The organism is Rhodococcus parequi (assembly GCF_046042785.1).
In the GTDB taxonomy this organism is placed as follows: domain Bacteria; phylum Actinomycetota; class Actinomycetes; order Mycobacteriales; family Mycobacteriaceae; genus Prescottella; species Prescottella parequi.
Window position 1 is genome coordinate 157,075 of the sequence record NZ_JBDLNV010000002.1, and the last position, 21,811, is coordinate 178,885.

The window sequence follows — 21,811 nt, forward strand, 5'->3', positions numbered from 1 at the left end:
CGGCGCACTGCCGAGGAGAGGGGACGACCGTGTCGTTGACCGAGGACGCGAAACAACTGCACGGAGACCTCGTCCAGCTGCGACGCTCACTGCACGCCGAGCCCGAGATCGGGCTGCACCTCCCCCGCACGCAGGAACGCGTGCTCACCGCGCTGGACGGCTTGCCGCTCGAGATCGGCACCGGCACCGGACTGACGTCGGTCACCGCGGTACTGCGCGGCGGCCGCCCCGGCCCGACGGTACTGCTGCGCGGCGACATGGACGCACTGCCGGTCGGCGAACGGGCGTACGTCGACTACGCCTCGACGATCCCGGGCAACATGCACGCGTGCGGGCACGACCTGCACACGTCGATGCTCGTCGGCGCCGCACACCTGCTGTCGGCGCGGCGCGAGCACCTCGCGGGCGATGTCGTGTTCATGTTCCAGCCCGGCGAGGAGGGTTACGACGGTGCCGGACACATGCTGGCCGAGGGAGTCCTCGACGCCTCGGGATCTCGTCCGGTCGCCGCATACGGTCTGCACGTGAGTGCGTCGGGAGCCCCCGGTGGCGTGTTCGTCACCCGCAAGGGTCCGCTGATGGCCGCGAGTGACGTTGCGACGGTGCGCGTTCTGGGCCGCGGCGGCCACGGGTCGTCACCCCACGCGGCCCTCGATCCGATTCCCGCGGCGTGCGAGATGGTGACGGCCCTGCAGACGTTCGCGACCCGCTCGTTCGCGCCGTTCGACCCGGTGGTGCTCACGGTGGGCGCGTTCCATTCGGGCACCGCGGCCAACGTCATTCCCGACGACGCCCGGTTCGACATCACGGTGCGCACGTTCTCCGCCCAGAGCCAGGCGAAGGTACGGGCGGGCATCACCCGGGTGTGCCGGGGAATCGCTGCCGCGCACGGGCTCGAGGTGGACGTCGACTACGACGAGCAGTATCCGGTGACCGTCAACGACGACACCGAGACGGAGTTCGTGGCCGATGTCGTCGCCGAGGTCCACGGTCCGGAGCGGTTCGCGTGGCAGCCGCAGCCGGCGGCCGCGTCGGAGGACTTCTCGCGAGTGCTGAACGAGATCCCGGGCGCGTTCGTGTTCCTCGGCGCGTGCCCCGCGGACCGGGATCCGGCGGCGGCCGCGTTCAACCATTCGCCGCTCGCGGAGTTCGACGACGCGGTTCTCGGCGACGGCGCCGCGCTCTACGGCGAACTCGCGATCCGACGGCTGGCCGCCGCCGACAGCGCGGCGTGAACGGCCCCCGGTCCGCACGTTCCCCTCGCGCGGACCGGGACCGGGATCACTTGGCCAGCAGGCCCTTCGCGATGTGCGTCACCTGGATCTCGTTGGAGCCTGCGTAGATCATGAGCGACTTCGCGTCGCGCGCGAGCTGCTCCACCTTGTACTCGGCCATGTAGCCGTTGCCGCCGAACAGCTGCACGGCCTCCATCGCGACCTCGGTCGCGGCGCGGGACGAGTACAGCTTCATCGCCGACGCCTCCGCGAGCGTCACCGGGCTGCCGGCCGCGGTGCGCTCGATCGCGTTGAACACCATGTTCTGCACATTGAGGCGCGCGACCTCCATCTCGGCCAGCTTGAGCTGGATGAGCTGGAACTGCGCGATCTCCTTGCCCCACAGCTTGCGGCTCTTGGCGTACTCGATCGACAGCCGCTGGCACTCGTTGATGATCCCCAGCGCCAGCGACGCGATCCCGATGCGCTCGGCCGCGAACGACTCCTTGGCGCTCTCCTTGCCGTCGCCCTTGGCCGGGTTCTCGGTCTCACCGAGCAGACGGTCCTTGGTAATCCGGACGTTGTCGAAGAACAGTTCTCCGGTGGGCGAGGAGTTCATGCCCATCTTCTTGAACGGCGCGCTCTGCGTGAAGCCCTCCATGCCCTTGTCGAGCACGAAGCCGAGGACCTTCCGGTCGCGGCGGTCGACGGAGGCGTCGCCCTCGTCGAGCTTGGCGTAGACGATCGTGACGTCGGCGTACGGGCCGTTGGTGATGAACGTCTTCTGCCCGTTGAGGATGTAGTCCTCACCGTCACGGCGAACGTAGGACTTCATACCGCCGAAGGCGTCGGAGCCGGAATCGGGCTCGGTGATGGCCCACGCGCCAACCTTCTCCATCGTGACGAGCCCGGGCAGCCAGCGCTTCTTCTGTGCGAGGGTGCCGCGGCTGCGCAGCGTGCCGGCGGCGAGCCCGATGCTCACGCCCATCGACGCGACCAGACCGAGGCTCACGCCCGCGATCTCGCTGTTGAGGATGACGCCCATGCTGCCGGCGCCGCTGAAGCCGCTCGACTTCTCACCCGACTCGGGCAGCGTCTCGCCGCGCTCCTTCGCCTCTTCCTTCGCGAAAGACTTCTCGAGCGCCTCGGTGGCCATCTCGTCCATCCCGAACGTCGAGTACATCTTGCGGATGATCTCGAACGGCGGGAGTTCACCACTCTCGAGCTTGTCGACGTGCGGCTTGATCTCCTTGTCGATGAAGCCGCGCAGGGCGTCGCGGAACATCAGGTCGGTGTCTGACCACTCGTACATGTAGGAACTCCACTCGGTGCGCTAGGTGTGGCCCGTGCAACAGGCCGGGCCACCCCGTGGCGGCCGCCACATCCACACATATAGAACGCGTTCTCATTTGTCCACCCGGCGCGCATTTAGTTAGTGCACGACTTAATCGTGTATGCTTCATTTCATGACCACGACCATCCCCGAGCAGGACGTCGAGTGGGGCGACGTCGATCCGCTCGCCCTGGACCGGCAGGTGTGCTTCGCCCTCGCGGTGGCGAACCGCGCGGTTCTGTCGGTCTACCGCCCCCTCCTCGAGCCCATGGGATTGACGCACCCGCAGTACCTCGTGATGCTCGCACTCTGGGGGCGCGCACCCATGTCGGTCAAGGAGATCGGGCAGGCCCTCCAGCTCGACTCCCCCACGCTGTCCCCGCTGCTCAAGCGGCTCGAGTCCGGCGGACTCATCACCCGCACCCGCAGCGCCGCCGACGAGCGGCAACTGGTCGTCGAACTCACCGACGCCGGGAAGGCCCTGCGCACCCAGGCCGAACGCATCCCCGGCGCCGTCGTCCAGCGACTCGGCGTGAGCCTCGCCGAACTCGAAGAACTGCACTCCGTCCTCACCCGCGTCAATGCGGCGGCACTGCGCGCCGGCGCCCTGCACGAGTGAACCGCCGCCCCTCCCAGACAGGTACAGGTACCCAGGACATGTCTCCACATTCGAAAGCCAAGCGCCCCAATCCGTTCCAGTGGATCGCCTACGCGTGCGGCCGCAAGCTTCCCGACTCGATGCAGGAGTGGGTGCGCAACGACCTCATCGGCGACTGGGCCGTGCCACGTCACATGATCCGCAGCATGGTGCCGTTCCTGCCGATCTTTGCGGCGTTCTTCCTCTTCCCCGGCCCGGTGTGGCTGCGGGGCTCGATGGTGCTGCTCGGCGTCTTCCTCGCGCTGTTCTTCTCCGCGGCCTACATGGAGCAGAACCGCCGGCGCCGGCTCGAGAAGCACGGTCTGAACCCCGACCTCGAGAACCCGAAGAAGGTCGCCCGTCAGAACGCCGAGAAGGCCGCGTACGAGAAGGCACACCCGCACGCATTCTGACCGCGCGACCTCCCGTCCCTCCGGAACGAGCCCGCGCGCACGTCACATACGCCGGGACGACTCAGTTGCTGTAGAGGGCGACTCCGTCGGACTCGGCGCATTGCACCGCGCCGCGTGCGACCAGAACATCCAGGTGCGCAACGGTTTCGACAACGGCGTACGGCTGCAGCGGGTGGGGGAGTTCGTCGAGCCGGTGGTCGTGGCGCGTCCAGCGCAACCGGTGCGCCACTTCGAACGCGGTCACGGGGCGAGTCGGCAGCGCATCGAGCGTCAGGCCCAGACGGGTGTGATGGTGGTCGATCAGCTCACGGGCGCGCTGGGATGCGCTCGGTGCCGTCGGGCCGTGCGCGGGTAGCAGCTGCGCCTCGGGCATCGTCTGGACCAGAAGCAGCGAGGCGAGATAGTCGCCCAGCGGCAACCGATTCGGCGCGGTCTCGAGTCCGATCCACGTGGTGATCCGGGGAAGGACGTGGTCACCGGTGAAGAACAACCGGGCCTCCGGATCCCAGAACGAGTAGTGGCCGTTCGTATGTCCCGGTGTGGGGATCGCGACGAGGGTTCGATGCTGCAAGTCGATTCGAGGACTGCCCTCGATCCACTGGTCCGGCAGCTCCACCCCGACGTCCGGAACTCCCTGCAGCATCCCGATCATGTCGTAAGCCCCCGCGCGCGCCAATGCGGCTTCGGCGCCGGACGCCGCCCGCCCGTCGGCCGCTGCCGCCGCGTGCCACTCGACCGTGGCCCGCTCGCCGATGCCGAGGCTGATGGGAGTGCCGTGTCGGCGCCGCAGCTCGAGCGCCTGCGAGTAATGATCGGTGTGCCAATGGGTGATGAGGAAGCGACTGATCCCACTCGGCTCGAACCCGATTCGTTCGAGTCCCTGCGCGAGGTGACGCGCCCCGTTCTCGGTGGCCCACCCCGAGTCGATCAGCACGACGTCGTCCCCGTCGACGATCGCATACACGTTGATCGCCGGTGGACCCTCCGGTAGCGGCAGCGGGATGCGGAACACGCCCGGCGACACCTCGTGCGCACCCGGCGCAGTCCAGTGCGTCACCGAATGGGGTTCGCCCGCTGCCGGGGCACTGGTTCGCACATCCACAACCCGAACATGCCACGGGCGGGCCCCCACAGACCGTCGTCGACCGCTGAGCGAGACGGACCTCAGCGCGAAGGCGTCCAGCCTCCGGCACGCCGCGCGTCGAGCGCCGATCCCAGCGCCATGATCCCGGCGTAGCCGTTCGGGTCCAGGCCGGCGAGGTCGCGGATCCGGCCCAGCCGATTGCTGACCGTATTCGGGTGGATACCGAGCACACGCGCCGTTCGGCCGTGATCGAGGTCGTGGTGCAGGTAGACGTCGAGCGTGTCGACAAGTTCCGGATACGGGTCCAACGGCAGCAGGCAGTCGCCCAGGTACTGCTGACCGGCAGTCGCGCGCGACAACTGGAACGGCAGGGCGAGATCCTTGAGCTGATACACGGCCGGCTCCTTGCCCATCCGGCGCGCGAGTTCGAGGAGTTCACGGGCCAGGACTCCGGCCCCGGCGAGTTCCCGGCGTTTGACGGGCCCGGAGACCGCGGCGGTCACCGCGACTCCGACGACCTCCCCGACGGCTCCTGTCAGTTCCACGGCCACCCGGAACCAGTCGCCGTCCGGGCCGGGCCGGCTCGGCACCAGCACAGTCGTCGAGTCGGGTTCGACTATCGCGAGCGTGGGCGGCGTGCCGACCGTCTCGAGCACCCGGACGGTGCGGGCCTCCCTGGTCCGCCGCGCCCTCGCGTCGGGCTCGGCATCACCGCCCGCCAGCGCCAGAACCGAGTACTCGTCGGCCAGATCGATCCCGCACCAGCGCGCCGTCGGATCCGCGTCCTGACCGGCCAGCAGCAGCCGGGCCAGCAATTCCCTCGACGGCTGCTCGTCCCCCTCGAGCGCCACCCGCTCACACTCGTAGGAATCGACCACCGTGCGAGTGACCACCTCCTGGAGTCGCAGAACGCCGTCCGCGATCTCGACCAGTCCGGCAGCGCGCTCGCCCGCCGCGGCTGCTCGGCACTCGTCCAGGAGGACCCGACCGAAGCGGTACCAGCTGTGCAGCACTGCCGACAGCGATGCACCGTCCACCGCCGCCTGCACCGCACCTTCCCGGACCGGCCTCAGCTCGTCGGCGGTGAACGTCCGGTTCTCCCGGATCACCCGCGCCGCCAGACGGAAGAAGCGAAGCGTGCTGCGCTGCAACAACTCCGGATTCGGGCGAATCGACCCTGACGCCGCCGGCTGATCGCGACCGAGCGCATCGAATCTGGCGTCCAACCGATCCAGGATGGCGAGGACGGCGGCGCTCGGAGCGCCACGCCTGAGCTCGTCGTCCGACGGCATGCCCGAACCATACGCCGACGATCATGCGGTCCGAGACTCAATCGGGCGGGCTGTCCACCTGAGGAAACGCCATTCCGGCCATATCTCGCAGAGTCGGCCGTGGCGCGCATGCGCCACGAGCAGGGCTCGACTTCCAGAGACGGACGTCGCGCTTCCGATACGGGTGCAGATCGTGTTACCGGGACCGCTTCCAGAGCCGGACGATCACGTACGCATTGGCGACGGCGATCGCTAAATACGGAGGGAGCACAATGGATAAGACACCACCGCCGTCGGTACGAACATCGCCCCTACGACAACCCAGGTGATCAGCACGCTGCCGATCACGGGCGAGCGATTGCTGTCGAGGCTCGCTGCCGGCACCGAGACGGCAAGCAGAAGAACAGGCAGTAGTGCCATCCACGCAACCCAGGCGGTGTCGTGCGGCTGCCACTCGACGCAGCGATGACGCGTGTCGGCCCCGGATCCGACAGAAAACTCCGCTCGACGCTGCTCGCTCATCCCGACAGGCTGCCACACTGCCGGCGGTTAGCCTGATCCCATGGGACGGTGGCGATGCGGGTAGCGGCGCGGTGCCTGTCCTTCGCGATCCTGCTCGCCACTGTCACTCTGCTCGTCTATGTCAGCCAAGAGCCTCCGGCTGCGCCTCGGCCTGCCGACATCATCTGGCGCTCCGCACTGCCGAGTTGCGGTGATGCCAAGTCTCGCCCGGGAATCGAGTCCGGGGAGCCACTCAGCCCGTCGGTAATCGACTGCTTGTCGGGCGGTCGAGAGCGCGAAGGCGGCGAGTTCGCGCTTACCCTGTACACGACGGAGGGTGATCCGATCGATTACTACCTGAGAGCGATCGCTTACACCACTGACGTCGAGGTGTTGGTGGACTCGTCACAGGACCGGTTCGGGGGTGGCCCCGGCTGGCGCCGGATCACCTGCCCGATCGGCGAGCTGTCTCCTGACCTGCTCTGGGACTGCATCGCCGGGGACTGACGAGTTCCGGCCGCGTCACCTCGCGGGACGACGCGGCCGGGACTCGGAAAGCCTTCTCCAGGAGAAACTTTTGCCTAGTTGATAGCGGCGAGCCCTGCGAGGGTTGCCGAACATGCGTTCGCGACCTCCAGGCCCTTCTTGTCGAAGTGCGCAGTGAAGAACGCCTCGTGATCGAGATGCTCGTGGAAGTGGTGCGGGGTGAGGACCGCGGAGAACACCGGCACGTCGGTGTCGAGCTGCACGCGCATGAGGCCGTCGATCACGGCGGAGGCGACGAACTCGTGCCGGTAGATGCCACCGTCGACCACCAGTCCGGCCGCGACAACTGCGGCGAAGCGGCCGGTGCGGGCCAGACGCTGGGCGTGCAGCGGGATCTCGAACGCTCCGGGCGTCTCGAAGAACTCGATCCCGGCCGGGTCGTGCCCCAGCTCACTCCACTGCGCCACGAAGGCGTCACGTGCGCGGTCGACGATGGACCGATGCCAAGTGGACTGGACAAAGGCGATGTTCATACCGAGATCCTAGGACCTCGACGCCCGCCGAGTCATCGGAGGCTCACAGCGAAAAGAATTCCCTCCCCCAACCCTAACCCGTTGACTCGAACACCAGTTCGAACTAAACTAGCTTCATGAATCCGGGGGGACTCAACAATTCGAGCATCGCAGTAACCGCACCGCGGCCCGAGGACATAGGCGCGCTGCCCGAAATCACACTGCTGCAGACCGCGCTCGACATCTTCCACGCAATGGAACAACTCGACACCCTGCGGGTGGTTGCCGTCGCTGAAATCGACGCGCGCGCAGTCTCGTTCGACACCCTCGGGTTCCGCAGCGTCAAGCAGTGGCTGGCTGCGAACACATTGTTGGAAGTACCGGCCGCGGCACGGATCCTCACGTTGGGCAGGATGCTGAGCCGGCAACCCGAAATCGCCGACGCCTTCAACACCGGTGATATTTCGGCCGAGCATGCCGCGTTGATCGGCAAATTCTGCGAAACCCCACCCCGCGGCATGCCTGTAGAAGCGTTGGATTCGTGCCGGAAAGTGTTGCTGGACGCCGCCACTGGGCCTGCCGCGACCACCATTACCGTGCGCACCTGCATCGCCAGGCTCGAGCGGATCTTCGAATCCGACGAACTCCCACCCAGCGAAGACACCGAACGCAACGAATTCCACGCCTCCAAAACCCTGAACGGACGCGTCGCCGTGAAGGGCGATCTCGACGCCGTGACCGGTGAGATGCTGTTGACCGCTTTGTCTGCGTTGACCAAGCCGAGGAATCCGGTCGACGACCCCGCCGGGGCGCGCACCCCGGCACACAAACGTGCGGACGCGTTCGCCGAGATCCTGCGCCGCTACCTCGACAGCGGCGACGCACCCATCGAAGGCGGAGAGAAGCCGCACCTCTCGCTGCACGTGAACGCCGCCGACCTCGCCCGCAGCGAAGCGGATCACGAGTCGGCTCATCCAGATGGTGAGCCGGACCTGTTCGGAGACAAAGATGTTGCACGCATGCCGCACTTGGGGCCACTCACCATCGCCACCGCCCGCAGACTCGCGTGCGACTGCCACCTCACCCCGATCGTGATGCAGGAGGGTGTCCCCATCGACCTCGGCCGCACCAGCCGAACCGTCTCCAAGAAACAACGCCGCGCACTGATCGCCCGCGACCACGGCTGCGCCTTCCCCGGCTGCGGAGCACCACCCGCCCACTGCGAAGGCCACCACATAAAACACTGGGCCGACGGCGGACCCACCGACCTCGACAACCTCGTCCTACTCTGCCGCTACCACCACCGACTCCTCCACCACAGCCACTGGCAAGTGAAAATCGGTGCCGACAGAAAGCCGTGGTTCACCCCACCCAGCTCGGTCGACCCCTACAAGAAGCCCATCCCCGCCCACAACCGAGCAGGACCCCGCGCGGCGTGAGGGGAAGCGGGTCACACCGTTCGCAGTGGAAGTTGCTCGAGTACATCGGCGATCGTCGATGGATCGCGCACGGGTACCAACGGCAGACGAACGTTCGCCGTCGAGATCCGCCCCTGCGCGTGCAGAACGGCCTTGATGGCGGTCGGGTTGGGCGCCGACATGAGCGCACTCGCCGGCCGCACCAGCGCATTGCCGACCGCCCGCGCTTTCTGCAGATCCCTGCTGCACCACAACTCGAAGAGTTCGACGAACTCGCGCGCACAGACGTTCGCCGACGAAAGCACCGCCCCGGCCGCCCCCATCGCGAACAATGGCGAAGCCAGCGTGTCCTCGCCCGCCAGGATCGAGAACGAGCCCGCACATTCCGCGAACAGTCGAGCCGTGTCGGTATCCACCACGCCGACCGACTGCTTGATACCGACGATCTGCGGGTGACGCGACAACCGGACGATCGACTCCCAGCCGAGATACTGTCCCGTCCGATACGGCACGTTGTACAGGACCAGCGGGAGCGGACTGTGGTCGGCGACGTGTTCGAAGTGCGCCACCACTCCAGCCTCGGACGGGCGCGTGTAGTACGGCACCGACACCAGCGCGGCCGCCGCATCGACCAGTCCGCCGACCTCCTGAACAGCACGCACCGTTCCCGCCGTGTCGTTGGTTCCGGCTCCCACCATCAGAGGTACACCACACTCATGGCACACCCGGCCGCAGATCTGCAGCACCTGCCGGCGCTCCTCCGGAGCGAGCACCGACGGTTCGCCGGTCGTCCCCAGCGCGACGATTCCCGACGCCCCCTCGTCGATCACGTCGTGCGCGAGGCGCTCCAGATCGGTGGCCGCCACATCGCCACCGGCGGTGAACGGCGTGACGAGGGGAACGAAGATTCCTGACAGGCGAAGGTTCATGCGATCAGTCTCGGCGACCCCAGACGGAAGAACCAGTTCACATTTGTGATGCGAAACGTAAGCTGAGCTGATGCTCGATGTTCGCAAGCTGAGACTTCTGCGGGAACTCGCCCATCGCGGCACCATCGCCGCCGTCGCGCAGGCACTGGCGTACACACCCTCCGCGGTATCGCAACAGCTTGCTGCCCTCGAACGCGAGTCCGGCCGGCCGTTGCTGACCCGCACCGGTCGCCGCGTGAGCCTCACGCCTGCCGGTGCCGTGCTCGTCGAGCACGCCGAAGTGATTCTGGCCGACCTCGAACGGGCCGAAGCCGCGCTGGCGGTCGACGGCGAGGGTCTGTCCGGGTCGGTGCGCCTGGGGACCTTCACCACCGCGCTGGAGACGGTGGTGCTGCCGGCCATGCTCGAGATCGCTCGCACCGAGAGCGACCTGGACCTGTCCGTGACCGAGGTCGACCCTGCCGATGTACCGGACCTTTTGCGCAGCGGTGATCTCGACATGGCCCTGGTGCACGAGTACGACAACGTCCCGTCCGCCATGGGCTCGGGCACAGAGCTGGAACCGCTGCTCGACGAGGTCGTGTTCCTCGCATCCACGAGCACGCCCGGCGGCGACGGGATCGGAGTGATCCGCGGCCACGTCGAAAGTCGCTGGATCGTAGGCAATCCCGGCACGCTCTGTCACACGATGGCGATCCGTACGTGCCAGTCCCAGGGCTTCGAGCCCCGTGTCGCGCATCGGGTCGACGACTTCGCCGTGGTTCTGCGGCTCGTCGCGGCGGGAGCCGGAGTCGCTCTGGTTCCTCAGCTGGGCGCCACCGATGTCCCGGCCGGGGTGGTGCTCACCGCGCTCCCGATCGGCAGACGGACTCGCATCGCGTACCGCCGTGGCAGCCGCTCCCACCCGGCGTACGCAGCAGTGAGCGCCGAGCTTCGTCGTGCGGCACACCGCTTCCACGACGGATCGCGCTACGCCTGATCCCTCGAACCATCGAGCCTGTTGCGCAGATACTCGCGCTCCGGGTCCGTCCCCGCCAGGTCGAGCGCTCGCCGATACTCCGCGGCAGCCTCTTCACCCCGACCGAGGCGCGCCAGCAGTTCGGCCCGCGCCGCGGCATACGGATGGTGCGACCGGAGCTGCGGCTGGTCGGACAGTTCGTCGAGGAGAGCGAGACCGGCCGCCGGGCCGTCGCGCATCGCGACCGCCACCGCGCGGTTCATCGCCACCACCGGTGTCGGCGCCAGCCGGAGCAGCACGTCGTACAGGGCCACGATCTGCGGCCAGTCGGTGCTCGCGACGTCGGACGCCTCGTCGTGGAGCGCAGCGATTGCGGCCTGCACCCCGTAGGCACCGGGTGGGCCACCGGTGAGGGCCACCAGCACCAGTGCACTGCCCTCCTCGATCATCGGGGCATCCCAGGCCGCCCGGTCCTGATCCTCCAGCAGCACCAGTTCGCCGCCCGGACCCGTCCGCGCCCCGCGACGGGCATGCACGAGCAACATCAGCGCCAGCAGTCCGCTCACCTCACGCTCGTCGGGCATCAGCCGATGGAGAACACGCGTGAGCCGGATCGCTTCCTCGGCGACATCGAGACGCTGCAGCTGCGGCCCGGTGCTGGCCGCATATCCCTCGGTGAAGATCGAGTACAGCACCTGCAGGACGCCGGGCAGCCGCTGCGGGAGTTCGTCGGCGCCCGGCACCCTGAAGGGGATCCGCAGGTCCCGGATCCGCTTCTTGGCTCGGGTGATCCGCTTCGCCATCGTGGCACCGGGAACGAGGAAGGCCCGGGCCACCTCGGGCGTCGTGAGACCGGCGAGGCAGCGCAGCGTCAGCGCCGTCCGATCCTCGGGCGGCAGAGCCGGGTGCGCACACGTGAAGAACAGTTGCAGCCGCTCGTCAGGCAACTCTCCGCCCACGTCCGCCGGCGGAGCGGGGTCCGCGCGATCCGCCTCCACCTGCAGCACCGCGATCCGGGCTGCGAGCACCTGGTCACGACGCAGTCGGTCGACGGCCCGGCGCCGCGCGGTGGTCAACAGCCACGCTCCCGGTTTGGACGGCACCCCGTCCACCGGCCAGTGCCGCAGCGCGGCCTCGATCGCCTCCGACGTCGCCTCCTCGGCAAGGTCGAGGTCGCCGAATCTGCTCACGAGAGCGGCGAGCAGGCGGCCACGCTCCTCGCGGAAGACGTCCTCGACGGACGTCTGCGCGTCGGGCACGCGGCCGCTGCCCTCCCGGCCCATCGGTCGTCAGATGTCGAAGTCGGCGATGGGCCGCACGACGATCCGTCCACCGCCGCGTGATCCGGGGCAACGGGCCGCCCAGTCGAGCGCGACGTCCAGGTCGGGCACGTCGATGACGTAGAAGCCGCCCAGTACCTCACGGGTCTCGGCGAACGGTCCGTCGGTGGTGACGGTGCGGGCGCCGTCCTCCCCCACCTGGATGCTGGTCGCGGTGACGAGGTCGGCGAGCGACTCCCCCGAGACGCAGATCCCGGCGTCCTTGACCTCCTTGTCGTAGACCATCCAGTCTTCGGGGGTGCAGTCACTCGACGCGTCGGCGGACTCGGCGTTGATCAGCAGCAGATACTTCATGATCGGTTCCTCCTCGGGAGGTGCTCGTTGTTGCGGTACACCATGACGACGAACGAGGTGGCCCCGAAAGGACAGCGTCGACGAACTTTCCCTCGCGTCGACGAACTTTCCCTCGCGCGGTCAGTCGAGCCCGCGCAGGAACTCGAGCATCGCGGTGTTGACCTCCTCGGCCGCCTCCATCTGCACGAAGTGCCCGGCGTCGGGGATCACGTGGGTGGAGCGCAGGCCCGGCACCATCGAGGCCATCGTCTCGAACGGCTTCTCGCCCATCATCTCGAGGACCGGGTCCTTGGCGCCCGCGATGAACGTCGTGGGAACGGCGATCGGGCGGCCGTGCAGTTCCTCGTTCTGTTCCCACACGTAGTCGTCGGCGCGATACCAGTTGAGCCCGCCGGTGAACCCGGTGCGCGTGAACTCGTCCACGTAGTAGCCGAACTCGTCCTCGCTCAGCCACGGCCACGGCAGTGCGGGCGGCTCGGGCAGGACGTCGAGGTAGCCGTTGCCCTCGGACGGGAAATCCCAGCAGTCGAGGTAGCGGTTCGCTCCACTCAGCGCGTGGAAGATCTTGGACAGGAACTCTCGCGGGTGGTCACCGAGCTCTCGGTCGGCCGGGCCGTACTCCTGGAAGTAGTGCAGGTGCACGAAGTGCTGGGACGACATGTACCGGAAGCCGTCGGTGGGACGGACCGGCGAGCGCGGCATCCGCGGCACACTCAACTGCATCAGGGCTCGGACCCGGCCCGGCGCCCAGTTGGGCAGATCCCACACCAGTTGCGCGCCGAAATCGTGCCCCGAGAACACCGCCTGATCGATATCGAGTGCGTCCAGCAGGCCGACCATGTCGTCGACGGTGTGTCGGCGGTCGTACTCGCTGGGATCCGACGGCACGTCGGTGCGGCCGTAGCCGCGCATGTCGGGGGCGATCACCCGGTAGCCGGCCGCAGACAGGGCCGACAGCTGGTGCCGCCAGCTGTACCAGAGCCCCGGGAAGCCGTGGCACAGCACGATCGGGTCGCCCTCGCCCTGCTCGGCGATGTGCATGTCGATGTCCCCGACGCGTACCGTCCGGTGCGTGAGTGTCGTTGCAGGATCGGTCATTCCGGAATATTAAGTCACTGCAGGCGCGGGCGGAGCCAATCCACCAGATCGTCGAGCACCTTGTCCTGCTCGGGTTCGTTGAAAACCTCGTGGAACAGCCCGTCGTACGTCTTCAGCGTCAGATCCTTCGACCCGGCGTGTGCCGCGATCATCCGGCTGCCGGAGATGTCGGCGAGGTGGTCCTCGGTGCCGTGCAGCAGCAGGACCGGCAGGGTCAGCGACGGCAGCCGGGCCGGGAAGCTCTCGGCGGCGATGATCATTCCGCGGGCGATGCCCGCCTTGACCTTTCCGTGATGAACGAGCGGATCGGACTCGTACGCCGCGACCACCGCGGGATCGCGGGAGACCGCCTTGGCATCGAGCGTCTCGACGGGGACGCCGGGCGCGAACCGGCCGAGGAGCTTGCCGACCTCGACCACCACTCGGGGCTTGCCGCCGACGACGTCGACGGCCGGCGCCGAAAGGATCAGCCCCGACAGCTCGTCCTGGTGGTCGAGCGCGTAGGACAGCGCGATCGCACCACCCATGCTGTGACCCAACAGGAACCGATCGAGTCCGGGGTTCTCGGCGGTCGCGACGGCCGACAGCTGGTGCAGATCGTCGATGAACTCCGACCAGTCGCGCAATTCGATCCGCTTGCCGCCCGAGCGGCCGTGCCCGCGATGGTCGGGCGCGTAGACGACCAGGCCGAGTCCGACCAACCGTTCGATGACGTGGTCGTAGCGGCGTGCGTGCTCGCCCAGACCGTGCGCGAGCAGGAGGATGCCCGTCGGCGGACCGTCCGGACGCCACACGTCGTACACGATGCGGGTGCCGTGCACCCCGGCGAATTCCGACTCTGTGTGCTGCACGAATGCGAGTCTAGGTCGGCGGGCGGCGTTATGGGGCGCTTGTCACGCAGTGCTTGTCAGCCCGATCGCGCGGCGGCACGATGAAGGTGGCCGACAGGAGTGACTGGAGTGCCCATGAGCGCGACCGATGCCCCGTTCCTCAGGTACACCGACAAGACCGGGCAGGCCCGGGAGGTGACGCTGTCCGCGGACACCCCGCGGGTGACGGTGGGCCGATCGTCGGACGCGGACGTCTCGCTGGCCGCCGACCCGGAGGTCTCGCGCCTGCACGCGACGCTCGAGTGGATCGGTACGGACTGGACCATCGTCGACGACGGCCTGTCCCGTAACGGCACGTTCGTCAACGGTGAGCGCATCTCGGGCCGTCGCCGCCTCCGGAACGGCGACAGTATCCGGATCGGAAACTCCGCGTTCGTCTTCCGCGATCTGGTGGGGCAGGGCGGCGAACCCACCCGGGTGGCCGCGGACACCCCGACGGTGCGGTCACTCACCAAGACCCAGCGGGAAATCCTGATCTCGCTGTGCCGGCCGTACAAGCACAATGCGGCGTTCGCGAACCCGGCGTCCAATCAGCAGGTCGCCGACGAGGTGTTCCTCAGCGTCGACGCCGTCAAGACACACCTGCGCGCGCTGTTCGCGAAGTTCGGTGTCGAGAACCTGCCACAGAACCAGAAGCGGTTGCGCCTGGTCGAGAAGGCGCTGCACAGCGGGGTGATCACCGAGCACGATCTGTGACTCGTCAGGCCGCGGCGCGCACGGCGGGCGTCACCTGCGCACGCAACCGGGTGAGTGCACGATGCTGCGCGATCCGCACCGCTCCGGGTGTCGTACCGAGGGCGTGGGCGGTCTCGTCGGCCGACATCCCGCGCACGAGTCGCATGACGAGGATGTCGCGGTGCCGGGGCGGCAGGGTCTCGACGAGGCCGCGGGCCCACGTCCCTCGCTCACGGGCGATCGCACGTTCCTCCGGGCCGGCCTCGGGGCACACCGGTTCACCGGCGTCCTCGAGCGGCGCGCACGCCTTTCCGGCGGCACGGCGGGCGTCGATCACCTTGTGGCTCGCGATCGCGTAGACGTAGGTCAGGAAGGACGCGCCCCGATCGCAGTATCGGGGCAGCGCGGTCATCAGGGCGACGCATGCCTCGTGCGAGACGTCCTCGGCCACGGACTGCAGGGCGCCACGCCCCAACCGGGCGAAGCAGTACCGGCGCACCAGGGGGTAGACGATCGCGAGAACCCGCTCACGCGCCTGCGGGTCGCCGGCGACGGCGTCGGGTACCCATTCCCGGAGCACCTCGCGGGCGCGGTCGGCGGACATCTCGTTCTTCGCCGTCACGGTCGGCGCGTATGCACGCATCTCGTATCTCCCAACGCGGGCGACACGGTCGGCCGTCCCACGTCTTCGATCCTCTGCGGAGTCGACGGCCCCCGACAGGCACCCTCGGGTGCCGGTCACGCACCCTGTTCCGCTTGTCGGAGTCCGGCACTAGGGTTTTCGGCATGACCGTAGAGCAGAGCCTCGACGACCAATTTCTCACGGCCGCAGATCCTTACCGGCGCGAACTACTCGCCCACTGCTACCGCATGATGGGCTCGATCCACGACGCGGAGGACCTGCTGCAGGAGACGATGGTGCGCGCGTGGCGCGGCTTCGGCAAGTTCGACGGCCGCTCGTCGATCCGCACCTGGTTGCACCGGATCGCGACCAACACGTGCCTGACGGCGCTCGAGGGACGCGACCGCCGGCCGCTGCCCACCGGTCTGGGCGCGCCCAGTTCCGACCCGTCGGATGAACTGATCGAGCGCCGCGAGGTGCCGTGGCTCGAGCCGATCCCGGACTCGATGGTGTGGGGCGATTCCGGTTGGGGTGCAGACGATCCCGCGACGGTGGTCGCCGCCCGCGAGTCGGTGCGCCTGGCGTTCGTCGCAGCGCTGCAGCACCTGTCGGCCCGGCAACGGGCGGTACTCGTGCTCCGCGACGTGCTGCAGTGGAAGGCCGCCGAGGTGGCCGGCGCTCTGGGCACCTCCACCGCGGCCGTCAACAGCCTGCTGCAGCGGGCCCGGGCCCAGCTCTCCGAGGCCACGCCCGATCCGGACGCGCTGGTCGAACCGGACTCCGACGACGCCCGCGAACTGCTGCGCCGGTACGTCGACGGATTCGAGCGCTACGACATCGACGGACTGGTGGAGCTCTTCACGCGGGACGCGGTGTGGGAGATGCCGCCGTTCGTCGGCTGGTACGTCGGCGGTCTGGACATCGCGCGGCTCATCAAGGAGAAGTGCCCGGCGGAGGGGCCCGGCGACATGCGCCTGCTGCCGGCGTCGGGCAACGGCCAGCCCGCACTCGGCCTGTACATGCGTGGTCCGGACGGCGTGCACCGCCCGTTCCAACTGCATGTCCTCGACATCACCGAGAGCGGGGTCGCCCACGTCACGTGCTTCTTCGACGTCGACCTGTTCGCGAGGTTCGGGCTGCCGCCGCAACTCTGACGAACCCCGCGAACACCGGCGTCACCGGCCGGCGGCGGCCGGGTCCATCCACATGACCTCCCACACGTGGTTGTCGAGGTCGCGGAAGGAGCGGCCGTACATGAAGCCGTGGTCCTGCGGGTCCATCCACTTGCTCCCGCCCGCCGCGATCGCGGCGTCCACGAGCGCGTCGACGCCGTCGCGGCTGTCCGCCGAGATGCACGTCAGCACCTCACGGCTGTTCGACGTGTCGCAGATGTCGTCGGCGATGAAGTCGCGGAAGCGGTCCTTCTGCAGCAGCATGATCCATGCCGAGTCGTTGATCGCCATGCAGGCGGTGTTCTCGTCGCAGAACTGCTCGTTGAACTCGAAACCGAGTCCCCCGAAGAACGCGCGGGTGGCGGCAACGTCCTCGACCGGCAGGTTGACGAAGATCAGGCGGGACATGGGGCTCTCCTTGTGCTCGCAGGGTGGGTCGAGGCCGAGCCCGTTCGGGGCCCGCACAGAAGACAGACCACCGCCGCGCCGAAAACTCATCGCGGCCCTCTCGGGGGCTAGGCACACGCCCGCCGCGGTGGTGTCATGGATTCATGAGTGAGGACAAGCGGCACTTCGTGGCGAGTCGACTCGACGGGCTCATCCACGCGCTGGAACTGCAGGCGCCGAGCGAGACCGAGCCGTCACCGGTACCCACCGCGAACGGCTTCACCGGATCCCTCGCCGAGGCCCAGCGGCATCGGGCCGAGCTGGAATCCGCGACACCCGACCGCGTCGACGAAATCGCCGCCGGCTACCCGGAGATCGCGAAGGACTGGGACGAGAAACAGTCGGCGTGACCAGCGCCCCGAGCGACGCCGACCGACGCGTGGCCCGGTGGTCGTGTACCGCCGGGGCGGCACGTTGTCGTAGCCGGTCCGAGTCCTTCGCCCCGACCACCGCGGATCCGCCACCCCAGGTGGTGTGAACACCACCCCTCGGGGATCCGACGACCCCCTCGGGGAGCCTGTCGAGTCCTTCCCCGGACGACGAGATTGGAGTGAGCAGGAACGACACGAACCCGGGAGGACGCCATGAGGACCAGCGCGCAGGATCGCAGCCGCCGTCACGTCGTGGAGTCCGAGGACGGGGTGTCGCTCGTCGTACGCGAATACGGTCCGACAGACGCGCCGGTCACGGCGGTGTTCGTGCACGGCCACTGCCTGCACACGCACTCGTGGGCGCGACTGCGCTCGCATCTGACGCGGGAGTGGGGCTCCGCGGTCCGGATGGTGTTCTACGACCATCGCGGCCACGGCGAATCCGGTACCGCACCCGCGCACACGTACACGATCGACCAGTTGGGCCGCGACCTCGGCGCGGTGATCCGATCGACCGTCCCGTCCGGGCCCATCGTCCTGGTCGGCCATTCCATGGGCGGCATGGCCGCTCTCGCGTACACCCGCCAGAACCCGGACACCGTCGGGGACCGGGTCGTCGGAGTGGGTCTGCTCTCGACCGCGGCCGGCGACATCACCCGCTGGGGTCTGGGCCGATTCGTGCGGCACCCGCTCGTCTCCGCGTTCCAGTTCGGGGTCGAGCGCCTGCCTCGTCTGAGTCAGCGCCTGATCAGCCTCGTCCTCGACAACCCCACGTCGGTGGTGACGATGTACGGATTCCTGCGGTCGTTCGTCGGATTCGACGAGTCGCACTCCCTCGCCCGCCTGGCCGCGATTCCGTCACTGGTCCTCGGAGGCACCGCCGACCGGGTCACGCCGTTCGAACACTCCGTCGCGATCGCCTCGAATCTCCCGTCCGCCGAACTGGTTCGGCTCGGCGGAGCGGGACACTCGGTGATCCTCGACCAGGCGTGCGAGGTGGCACACGCACTGGTGCGTCTGGTCGACCGCGCCGCTGCGCACCACACGGGAGGTCAGCGCGCAGCGCACTCGCTCGTGTCGGCGACGACCGCGGCGTGATCGGACACCGCTGTGTGATCAGACACCGCGGCGTGATCGGACACCGGGGCGTGATCGGACACCGCCGCGTCCGCGACGTCGCGCGCCGTCTCCTGGTCGGCGCCCCGACCGATCTCGACGGTGAACGTCGTATGCCACCGGGCCAGCCGGTCCGGATCCCAGCCCAGGAGCGCACGGTCCATCAGCAGGCGCGCGCACACGCCGCGGGAGATCCGTATCCGCTCCCTCTCGACGGCGCCGACCCGCTCGAGGATGTCCCGCGGAAGCAGCGTCCTCGACGTGGTCCGGTAGTGCGCCCACGTGGCTTCCAGGACGTCGGATTCGGCACAGTCCCTGAGCAACTCGGACCAGTAGTACTCGCCGGACTCGTCGGGGACCGGCGCCTGTTCGACGCCCGCGCGGATCCGCAGCACTTCCCGGCACGTGTACACGTCGACCGTCTTGACGGGGTTCACGGCGCACTCGCCCGGACGGTGGCCTCGACGACCGATGCGAGGGCCAGCGCGCGGATGTCACCCTTGGCGAGCTTGCCGCCGGACGACCGCGGAAGTTCGTCGGCGACGACGAGGTGCTCGGGGAACAGTTCCTTCGACACGCGACGCGCGCTCAGGTGCTCGACGAGGTCCGCCAGCGTGAGTTCCCTTCCCGGCCGCAGGCTCACGACCGCACACACACGCTCGCCGAACACCGGATCGGGGACCGCGACGACGCCCGCGAGGTCCACCGCAGGGTGCGTCTCGACCTCCTGCTCCACCTGCGGGGCGGAGATGTTCTTACCGCCCCGGATGATGATGTCCGACGTGCGCCCCACCGGGGTGAGGTATCCGTCCTCGATCGTCACCAGATCGCCCATCAGCATCCAGCCGTCCTCCGTGTAGAGCTGCGCGTTGGCCGCGTCGTCGTCGTAGTACCCGGCGCACGTCAGAGGGCCGCGGCCGGCCGGCCGGCCCGGCCCACCCGTCGCCGTCACGTCCCGACCGTCCTCGTCGAACAGGCGCACCTCCATCTCCGGGATGAGCCGTCCGGAGGTCTCGATGCGTTTCTCGACCGGGTCCTCGATGCGGGTGACGCTGAACGCCCCGCTCTCGTTCGATCCGAAGAACTGCAGGACCTTCGCTCCGGTGCGGTCCTCGAACTCCGCCGCCCGATCCGCCGGTACCGCCTCACCGCCGGTGAACATCACCCGCAGCGACGACAGATCGGCCTGCTCGGCGAGCGGCGAGTTGAGCAGCATCCGGAACTGCGTGCTGACGCAGCACAACACCGTCACCCGTTCGCGCTCGATCATCCGAATCATGTTCTGCACATCGAACTTCGGGAGGACGACGGTGGGCGCGCCGAGCAGTGCGGGGGCGTAGTGCGACGTCCACAGGCCGAACCCGAACGGGGCGGGGACGGCACCGAAGAAGACCTCGTCGTCCCCCAGACCACCGGCATCGATCGCCAGCCTGCTGAACGCCATCCACCTGTTGTCGAACTGTGTCACGCACTTCGGGAGCCCGGTGGTCCCCGATGTCGAGTTCAGCATGCTCAGGTCGTCGGGACCGAAGCTGCGACCGTCGACGTCGGCGGGGTCCGCTCGGCCCGGCGCGAGCGGAACGGCGGTCCGGCCCGAGACGTCGAAGATGCTCTCCGTCCCCCGCTCGGACATCACGACATGGAAATCCAGGGGCAGGCCGAGGTCGCGGAGCTCGCGCACCAGCACCGACGACGATCGGCCCCCGAGCGCGTCGAGGGTGATCAACGCCCTGGCACCGGTCTTGCGGACCAGGTGTGCGATCTCGCGGTCACCGGCGCGGGCACCGATGCCGACCGCCACCACACCGGCGCGCGACGTGGCGACCAGTGCGGCGTGCACGAGGAACGTGTCGGGCAGTTGAACCGCGACCCGATCACCGACTCCGAGGCCGAGCGCGACCATCGTGCCGGCCAGCTCGTCGGCAACGGAATCGTAAGTTGCCCAGCTTGTTCGACCGGCCGGTGTGATGTAGGCGTCCCTCTCCGGCGTACGGGCCGCCTGCTCTCGCACCAGCCGGTGCAACGGCACGGTTCCCCACCAGCCGGACTTCACGTAGCGTCCGACGGTGTCGGGGTCGATGAGGCTCATCTCGATCTCCTTGTCCGGGACGACGAGGCCCCGCGGGTACTGACTTCGCTAACATTCAGAACTCAGGTGACGGCTCCGTGCAGGATCCGTCGGCGACCGGAAGGAAGTGACGCGGTGCCCCAGCAGGGACCGGACAGCAAGCCCCGCGCTGTCGATCCGAGCAGTCTCCGCTGGCGCAGGCTGGCCGAGATGGTCGCCGACCAGATCCGCGAGCGCATCCTCCGCGGCGATCTCGCCGAGGGCGACGTGCTGCCGAAGGAGGCCGAGCTGCGCGAGCAGTACCCGGTCAACGTCCAGTCCCTGCGCGAGGCTCTGCGGATCCTCGAGGCCGAGGGACTGGTGAAGGTCCGCCGCGGCAACCGGGGTGGAGCGGTGGTCCACCGCCCCACCCCCGGCAACGTCGCCTACAGCCTCTCCATGGTCCTGGCGATGTCGGGCACGGACATCGACGACGTGGGCCGCGCCCTCCACGAGGTCGAGCCCATGTGCGCCGCACTGTGCGCCGAACGCGAGGACCGCGCCACCGAGGTGGTGCCGGTCCTGCGCGCCCTGCACGAGGAGTCGCTCGCCAACGTCGACGATCTCGTGGCCGCGACGACGCTGTCGCGGCGCTTCCACGAGGCCGTCGTCCAGTTGTGCGGCAACCGGTCGCTGATCGTGCTCGCCGGCGCTCTCGAATCCCTGTGGTCGAGCCACGTGACGGGCTGGGCGAACGAACGCGCCGATCCGGCCACGATCCCGCCGACGGAACGCGCGCAGGCGCTCGCCGTCCACGGCCAGATCCTGCAGTGCATCGAGGACGGTGACGCCGCGTCGGCGCGGGTGATCGCCGCCCGGCACCTGCGGGACGTCCAGACCTATCCGCACGACCCGGACCGACCCCACGTCCCGCTGGACCCGGCCGTGGCACGGGACCGCCTCTTCTTCGGCTGACGCCGCTG

Annotated in this window: 25 protein-coding genes; 11 read left to right on the forward strand and 14 right to left on the reverse strand. The window is 68.5% G+C overall.

All coding sequences use genetic code 11. The features are described 5' to 3' along the window. Nucleotides 1-29: 29 nt before the first annotated feature. A complete protein-coding gene (locus tag ABEU20_RS04920) occupies nt 30-1,235 on the forward strand; it encodes a M20 metallopeptidase family protein (RefSeq protein WP_420163283.1) in 1,206 nt (401 codons plus the stop codon). A gap of 46 nt (nt 1,236-1,281) precedes the next feature. Here the strand turns inward: ABEU20_RS04920 and ABEU20_RS04925 are convergent, their stop codons facing one another. Then, on the reverse strand, nt 1,282-2,526 hold the full coding sequence (locus tag ABEU20_RS04925) for an acyl-CoA dehydrogenase family protein (RefSeq protein WP_420163284.1): 1,245 nt from the start codon (nt 2,524-2,526) through the stop codon (nt 1,282-1,284). A 154-nt stretch (nt 2,527-2,680) separates the two neighbouring features. On the opposite strand from ABEU20_RS04925, the gene ABEU20_RS04930 reads away from it, so the two are divergent. Both ABEU20_RS04930 and ABEU20_RS04935 read left to right on the forward strand, forming a co-directional pair. Continuing rightward, nucleotides 2,681-3,166, forward strand: a complete 486-nt coding sequence (locus ABEU20_RS04930) for a MarR family winged helix-turn-helix transcriptional regulator (RefSeq protein WP_420163285.1) — start codon at nt 2,681-2,683, stop codon at nt 3,164-3,166. Nucleotides 3,167-3,204: 38 nt separating this feature from the next. Next, nucleotides 3,205-3,597: a DUF5313 family protein gene (locus tag ABEU20_RS04935; RefSeq protein ID WP_420163286.1), complete on the forward strand. Its 393-nt coding sequence runs from the start codon at nt 3,205-3,207 to the stop codon at nt 3,595-3,597. 61 nt (nt 3,598-3,658) lie between these two features. On the opposite strand, the gene ABEU20_RS04940 is transcribed toward ABEU20_RS04935, so the two are convergent. From ABEU20_RS04940 to ABEU20_RS04950, 3 genes are all read right to left on the reverse strand, one after another. Beyond that, on the reverse strand, nt 3,659-4,654 hold the full coding sequence (locus tag ABEU20_RS04940) for an MBL fold metallo-hydrolase (RefSeq protein ID WP_420163287.1): 996 nt from the start codon (nt 4,652-4,654) through the stop codon (nt 3,659-3,661). Nucleotides 4,655-4,761: 107 nt separating this feature from the next. Then, nucleotides 4,762-5,973 (reverse strand): PucR family transcriptional regulator, encoded by a 1,212-nt coding sequence (locus ABEU20_RS04945; protein WP_420163288.1) that lies wholly within the window; start codon nt 5,971-5,973, stop codon nt 4,762-4,764. A gap of 231 nt (nt 5,974-6,204) precedes the next feature. After that, nucleotides 6,205-6,474, reverse strand: a complete 270-nt coding sequence (locus ABEU20_RS04950; RefSeq protein ID WP_420163289.1) for a hypothetical protein — start codon at nt 6,472-6,474, stop codon at nt 6,205-6,207. 48 nt (nt 6,475-6,522) lie between these two features. Between ABEU20_RS04950 and ABEU20_RS04955 the strand changes: the two genes are divergently transcribed. Next, nucleotides 6,523-6,960, forward strand: coding sequence for a hypothetical protein (locus tag ABEU20_RS04955; RefSeq protein WP_420163290.1), 438 nt, complete (start codon nt 6,523-6,525; stop codon nt 6,958-6,960). A gap of 74 nt (nt 6,961-7,034) precedes the next feature. On the opposite strand, the gene ABEU20_RS04960 is transcribed toward ABEU20_RS04955, so the two are convergent. Next, complete coding sequence (locus ABEU20_RS04960; RefSeq protein ID WP_420163291.1) at nt 7,035-7,472, reverse strand: 6,7-dimethyl-8-ribityllumazine synthase; 438 nt, start codon at nt 7,470-7,472, stop codon at nt 7,035-7,037. Nucleotides 7,473-7,588: 116 nt separating this feature from the next. Here ABEU20_RS04960 and ABEU20_RS04965 point away from each other — a divergent pair, with 116 nt between their 5' ends. After that, the gene (locus ABEU20_RS04965) at nt 7,589-8,890 is read left to right on the forward strand and encodes an HNH endonuclease signature motif containing protein (RefSeq protein ID WP_420163292.1); all 1,302 of its coding nucleotides are present in this window, start codon (nt 7,589-7,591) and stop codon (nt 8,888-8,890) included. Nucleotides 8,891-8,901: 11 nt separating this feature from the next. On the opposite strand, the gene dapA is transcribed toward ABEU20_RS04965, so the two are convergent. After that, entirely contained in the window at nt 8,902-9,798 is an 897-nt protein-coding gene (gene dapA / locus ABEU20_RS04970) for a 4-hydroxy-tetrahydrodipicolinate synthase (protein WP_420163293.1), read from the reverse strand. Between the two features lie 70 nt (nt 9,799-9,868). Between dapA and ABEU20_RS04975 the strand changes: the two genes are divergently transcribed. Next, a complete protein-coding gene (locus ABEU20_RS04975) occupies nt 9,869-10,777 on the forward strand; it encodes a LysR family transcriptional regulator (protein WP_420163294.1) in 909 nt (302 codons plus the stop codon). Here ABEU20_RS04975 and ABEU20_RS04980 read toward each other — a convergent pair. From ABEU20_RS04980 to ABEU20_RS04995, 4 genes are all read right to left on the reverse strand, one after another. Continuing rightward, a complete protein-coding gene (locus tag ABEU20_RS04980) occupies nt 10,768-12,039 on the reverse strand; it encodes an RNA polymerase sigma factor (RefSeq protein ID WP_420163295.1) in 1,272 nt (423 codons plus the stop codon). The genes ABEU20_RS04975 and ABEU20_RS04980 overlap by 10 nt on opposite strands. A 6-nt stretch (nt 12,040-12,045) precedes the next feature. Next, nucleotides 12,046-12,390 carry a YciI family protein gene (locus ABEU20_RS04985; protein WP_420163296.1) on the reverse strand — a complete coding sequence of 115 codons (345 nt, stop codon included), beginning with the start codon at nt 12,388-12,390 and terminating at the stop codon, nt 12,046-12,048. A gap of 120 nt (nt 12,391-12,510) precedes the next feature. Next, a complete protein-coding gene (locus ABEU20_RS04990; RefSeq protein WP_420163297.1) occupies nt 12,511-13,488 on the reverse strand; it encodes an alpha/beta fold hydrolase in 978 nt (325 codons plus the stop codon). Between the two features lie 14 nt (nt 13,489-13,502). Further along, a complete protein-coding gene (locus tag ABEU20_RS04995) occupies nt 13,503-14,339 on the reverse strand; it encodes an alpha/beta hydrolase (RefSeq protein ID WP_420163298.1) in 837 nt (278 codons plus the stop codon). 114 nt (nt 14,340-14,453) lie between these two features. Between ABEU20_RS04995 and ABEU20_RS05000 the strand changes: the two genes are divergently transcribed. Next, nucleotides 14,454-15,074: an FHA domain-containing protein gene (locus ABEU20_RS05000; protein ID WP_420163299.1), complete on the forward strand. Its 621-nt coding sequence runs from the start codon at nt 14,454-14,456 to the stop codon at nt 15,072-15,074. 4 nt (nt 15,075-15,078) lie between these two features. Here ABEU20_RS05000 and shbA read toward each other — a convergent pair whose 3' ends face one another. Next, complete coding sequence (gene shbA, locus ABEU20_RS05005; RefSeq protein ID WP_420163300.1) at nt 15,079-15,696, reverse strand: RNA polymerase sigma factor ShbA; 618 nt, start codon at nt 15,694-15,696, stop codon at nt 15,079-15,081. Between the two features lie 143 nt (nt 15,697-15,839). Here shbA and ABEU20_RS05010 point away from each other — a divergent pair, with 143 nt between their 5' ends. Next, nucleotides 15,840-16,829 (forward strand): sigma-70 family RNA polymerase sigma factor, encoded by a 990-nt coding sequence (locus ABEU20_RS05010; protein WP_420163301.1) that lies wholly within the window; start codon nt 15,840-15,842, stop codon nt 16,827-16,829. Between the two features lie 21 nt (nt 16,830-16,850). Here the strand turns inward: ABEU20_RS05010 and ABEU20_RS05015 are convergent, their stop codons facing one another. Beyond that, a complete protein-coding gene (locus ABEU20_RS05015) occupies nt 16,851-17,255 on the reverse strand; it encodes a VOC family protein (RefSeq protein WP_420163302.1) in 405 nt (134 codons plus the stop codon). A 143-nt stretch (nt 17,256-17,398) separates the two neighbouring features. Here ABEU20_RS05015 and ABEU20_RS05020 point away from each other — a divergent pair, with 143 nt between their 5' ends. Together ABEU20_RS05020 and ABEU20_RS05025 are read left to right on the forward strand one after the other, a co-directional pair. After that, nucleotides 17,399-17,644, forward strand: coding sequence for a hypothetical protein (locus ABEU20_RS05020; RefSeq protein WP_420163303.1), 246 nt, complete (start codon nt 17,399-17,401; stop codon nt 17,642-17,644). A gap of 234 nt (nt 17,645-17,878) precedes the next feature. Further along, nucleotides 17,879-18,763, forward strand: a complete 885-nt coding sequence (locus ABEU20_RS05025) for an alpha/beta fold hydrolase (RefSeq protein WP_420163304.1) — start codon at nt 17,879-17,881, stop codon at nt 18,761-18,763. On the opposite strand, the gene ABEU20_RS05030 is transcribed toward ABEU20_RS05025, so the two are convergent. Together ABEU20_RS05030 and ABEU20_RS05035 are read right to left on the reverse strand one after the other, a co-directional pair. Continuing rightward, nucleotides 18,718-19,218: a hypothetical protein gene (locus tag ABEU20_RS05030; RefSeq protein ID WP_420163305.1), complete on the reverse strand. Its 501-nt coding sequence runs from the start codon at nt 19,216-19,218 to the stop codon at nt 18,718-18,720. The two genes, ABEU20_RS05025 and ABEU20_RS05030, sit on opposite strands and share 46 nt — an antisense overlap. Further along, complete coding sequence (locus ABEU20_RS05035) at nt 19,215-20,870, reverse strand: class I adenylate-forming enzyme family protein (RefSeq protein ID WP_420163306.1); 1,656 nt, start codon at nt 20,868-20,870, stop codon at nt 19,215-19,217. The genes ABEU20_RS05030 and ABEU20_RS05035 overlap by 4 nt, the downstream gene beginning before the upstream one ends. 114 nt (nt 20,871-20,984) lie before the next feature. On the opposite strand from ABEU20_RS05035, the gene ABEU20_RS05040 reads away from it, so the two are divergent. Continuing rightward, nucleotides 20,985-21,803, forward strand: coding sequence for a FadR/GntR family transcriptional regulator (locus ABEU20_RS05040; RefSeq protein WP_420163307.1), 819 nt, complete (start codon nt 20,985-20,987; stop codon nt 21,801-21,803). Nucleotides 21,804-21,811: the final 8 nt, after the last annotated feature.

Excerpts from the sequence above, each read along its gene's own strand:
- ABEU20_RS04975 (WP_420163294.1), top strand. The coding sequence starts at position 9,869 with ATGCTCGATGTTCGCAAGCTGAGACTTCTGCGGGAACTCGCCCATCGC.
- ABEU20_RS04935 (WP_420163286.1), top strand. The coding sequence starts at position 3,205 with ATGTCTCCACATTCGAAAGCCAAGCGCCCCAATCCGTTCCAGTGGATC.
- ABEU20_RS05035 (WP_420163306.1), bottom strand. The coding sequence starts at position 20,870 with ATGAGCCTCATCGACCCCGACACCGTCGGACGCTACGTGAAGTCCGGC.
- ABEU20_RS04925 (WP_420163284.1), bottom strand. The coding sequence starts at position 2,526 with ATGTACGAGTGGTCAGACACCGACCTGATGTTCCGCGACGCCCTGCGC.
- ABEU20_RS04980 (WP_420163295.1), bottom strand. The coding sequence starts at position 12,039 with ATGGGCCGGGAGGGCAGCGGCCGCGTGCCCGACGCGCAGACGTCCGTC.
- ABEU20_RS04950 (WP_420163289.1), bottom strand. The coding sequence starts at position 6,474 with ATGAGCGAGCAGCGTCGAGCGGAGTTTTCTGTCGGATCCGGGGCCGAC.
- ABEU20_RS04985 (WP_420163296.1), bottom strand. The coding sequence starts at position 12,390 with ATGAAGTATCTGCTGCTGATCAACGCCGAGTCCGCCGACGCGTCGAGT.
- ABEU20_RS04990 (WP_420163297.1), bottom strand. The coding sequence starts at position 13,488 with ATGACCGATCCTGCAACGACACTCACGCACCGGACGGTACGCGTCGGG.
- ABEU20_RS05025 (WP_420163304.1), top strand. The coding sequence starts at position 17,879 with ATGAGGACCAGCGCGCAGGATCGCAGCCGCCGTCACGTCGTGGAGTCC.
- ABEU20_RS04930 (WP_420163285.1), top strand. The coding sequence starts at position 2,681 with ATGACCACGACCATCCCCGAGCAGGACGTCGAGTGGGGCGACGTCGAT.
- dapA (WP_420163293.1), bottom strand. The coding sequence starts at position 9,798 with ATGAACCTTCGCCTGTCAGGAATCTTCGTTCCCCTCGTCACGCCGTTC.
- ABEU20_RS04960 (WP_420163291.1), bottom strand. The coding sequence starts at position 7,472 with ATGAACATCGCCTTTGTCCAGTCCACTTGGCATCGGTCCATCGTCGAC.
- ABEU20_RS05015 (WP_420163302.1), bottom strand. The coding sequence starts at position 17,255 with ATGTCCCGCCTGATCTTCGTCAACCTGCCGGTCGAGGACGTTGCCGCC.
- shbA (WP_420163300.1), bottom strand. The coding sequence starts at position 15,696 with ATGCGTGCATACGCGCCGACCGTGACGGCGAAGAACGAGATGTCCGCC.
- ABEU20_RS05010 (WP_420163301.1), top strand. The coding sequence starts at position 15,840 with ATGACCGTAGAGCAGAGCCTCGACGACCAATTTCTCACGGCCGCAGAT.
- ABEU20_RS05000 (WP_420163299.1), top strand. The coding sequence starts at position 14,454 with ATGAGCGCGACCGATGCCCCGTTCCTCAGGTACACCGACAAGACCGGG.
- ABEU20_RS05020 (WP_420163303.1), top strand. The coding sequence starts at position 17,399 with ATGAGTGAGGACAAGCGGCACTTCGTGGCGAGTCGACTCGACGGGCTC.
- ABEU20_RS04965 (WP_420163292.1), top strand. The coding sequence starts at position 7,589 with ATGAATCCGGGGGGACTCAACAATTCGAGCATCGCAGTAACCGCACCG.
- ABEU20_RS04945 (WP_420163288.1), bottom strand. The coding sequence starts at position 5,973 with ATGCCGTCGGACGACGAGCTCAGGCGTGGCGCTCCGAGCGCCGCCGTC.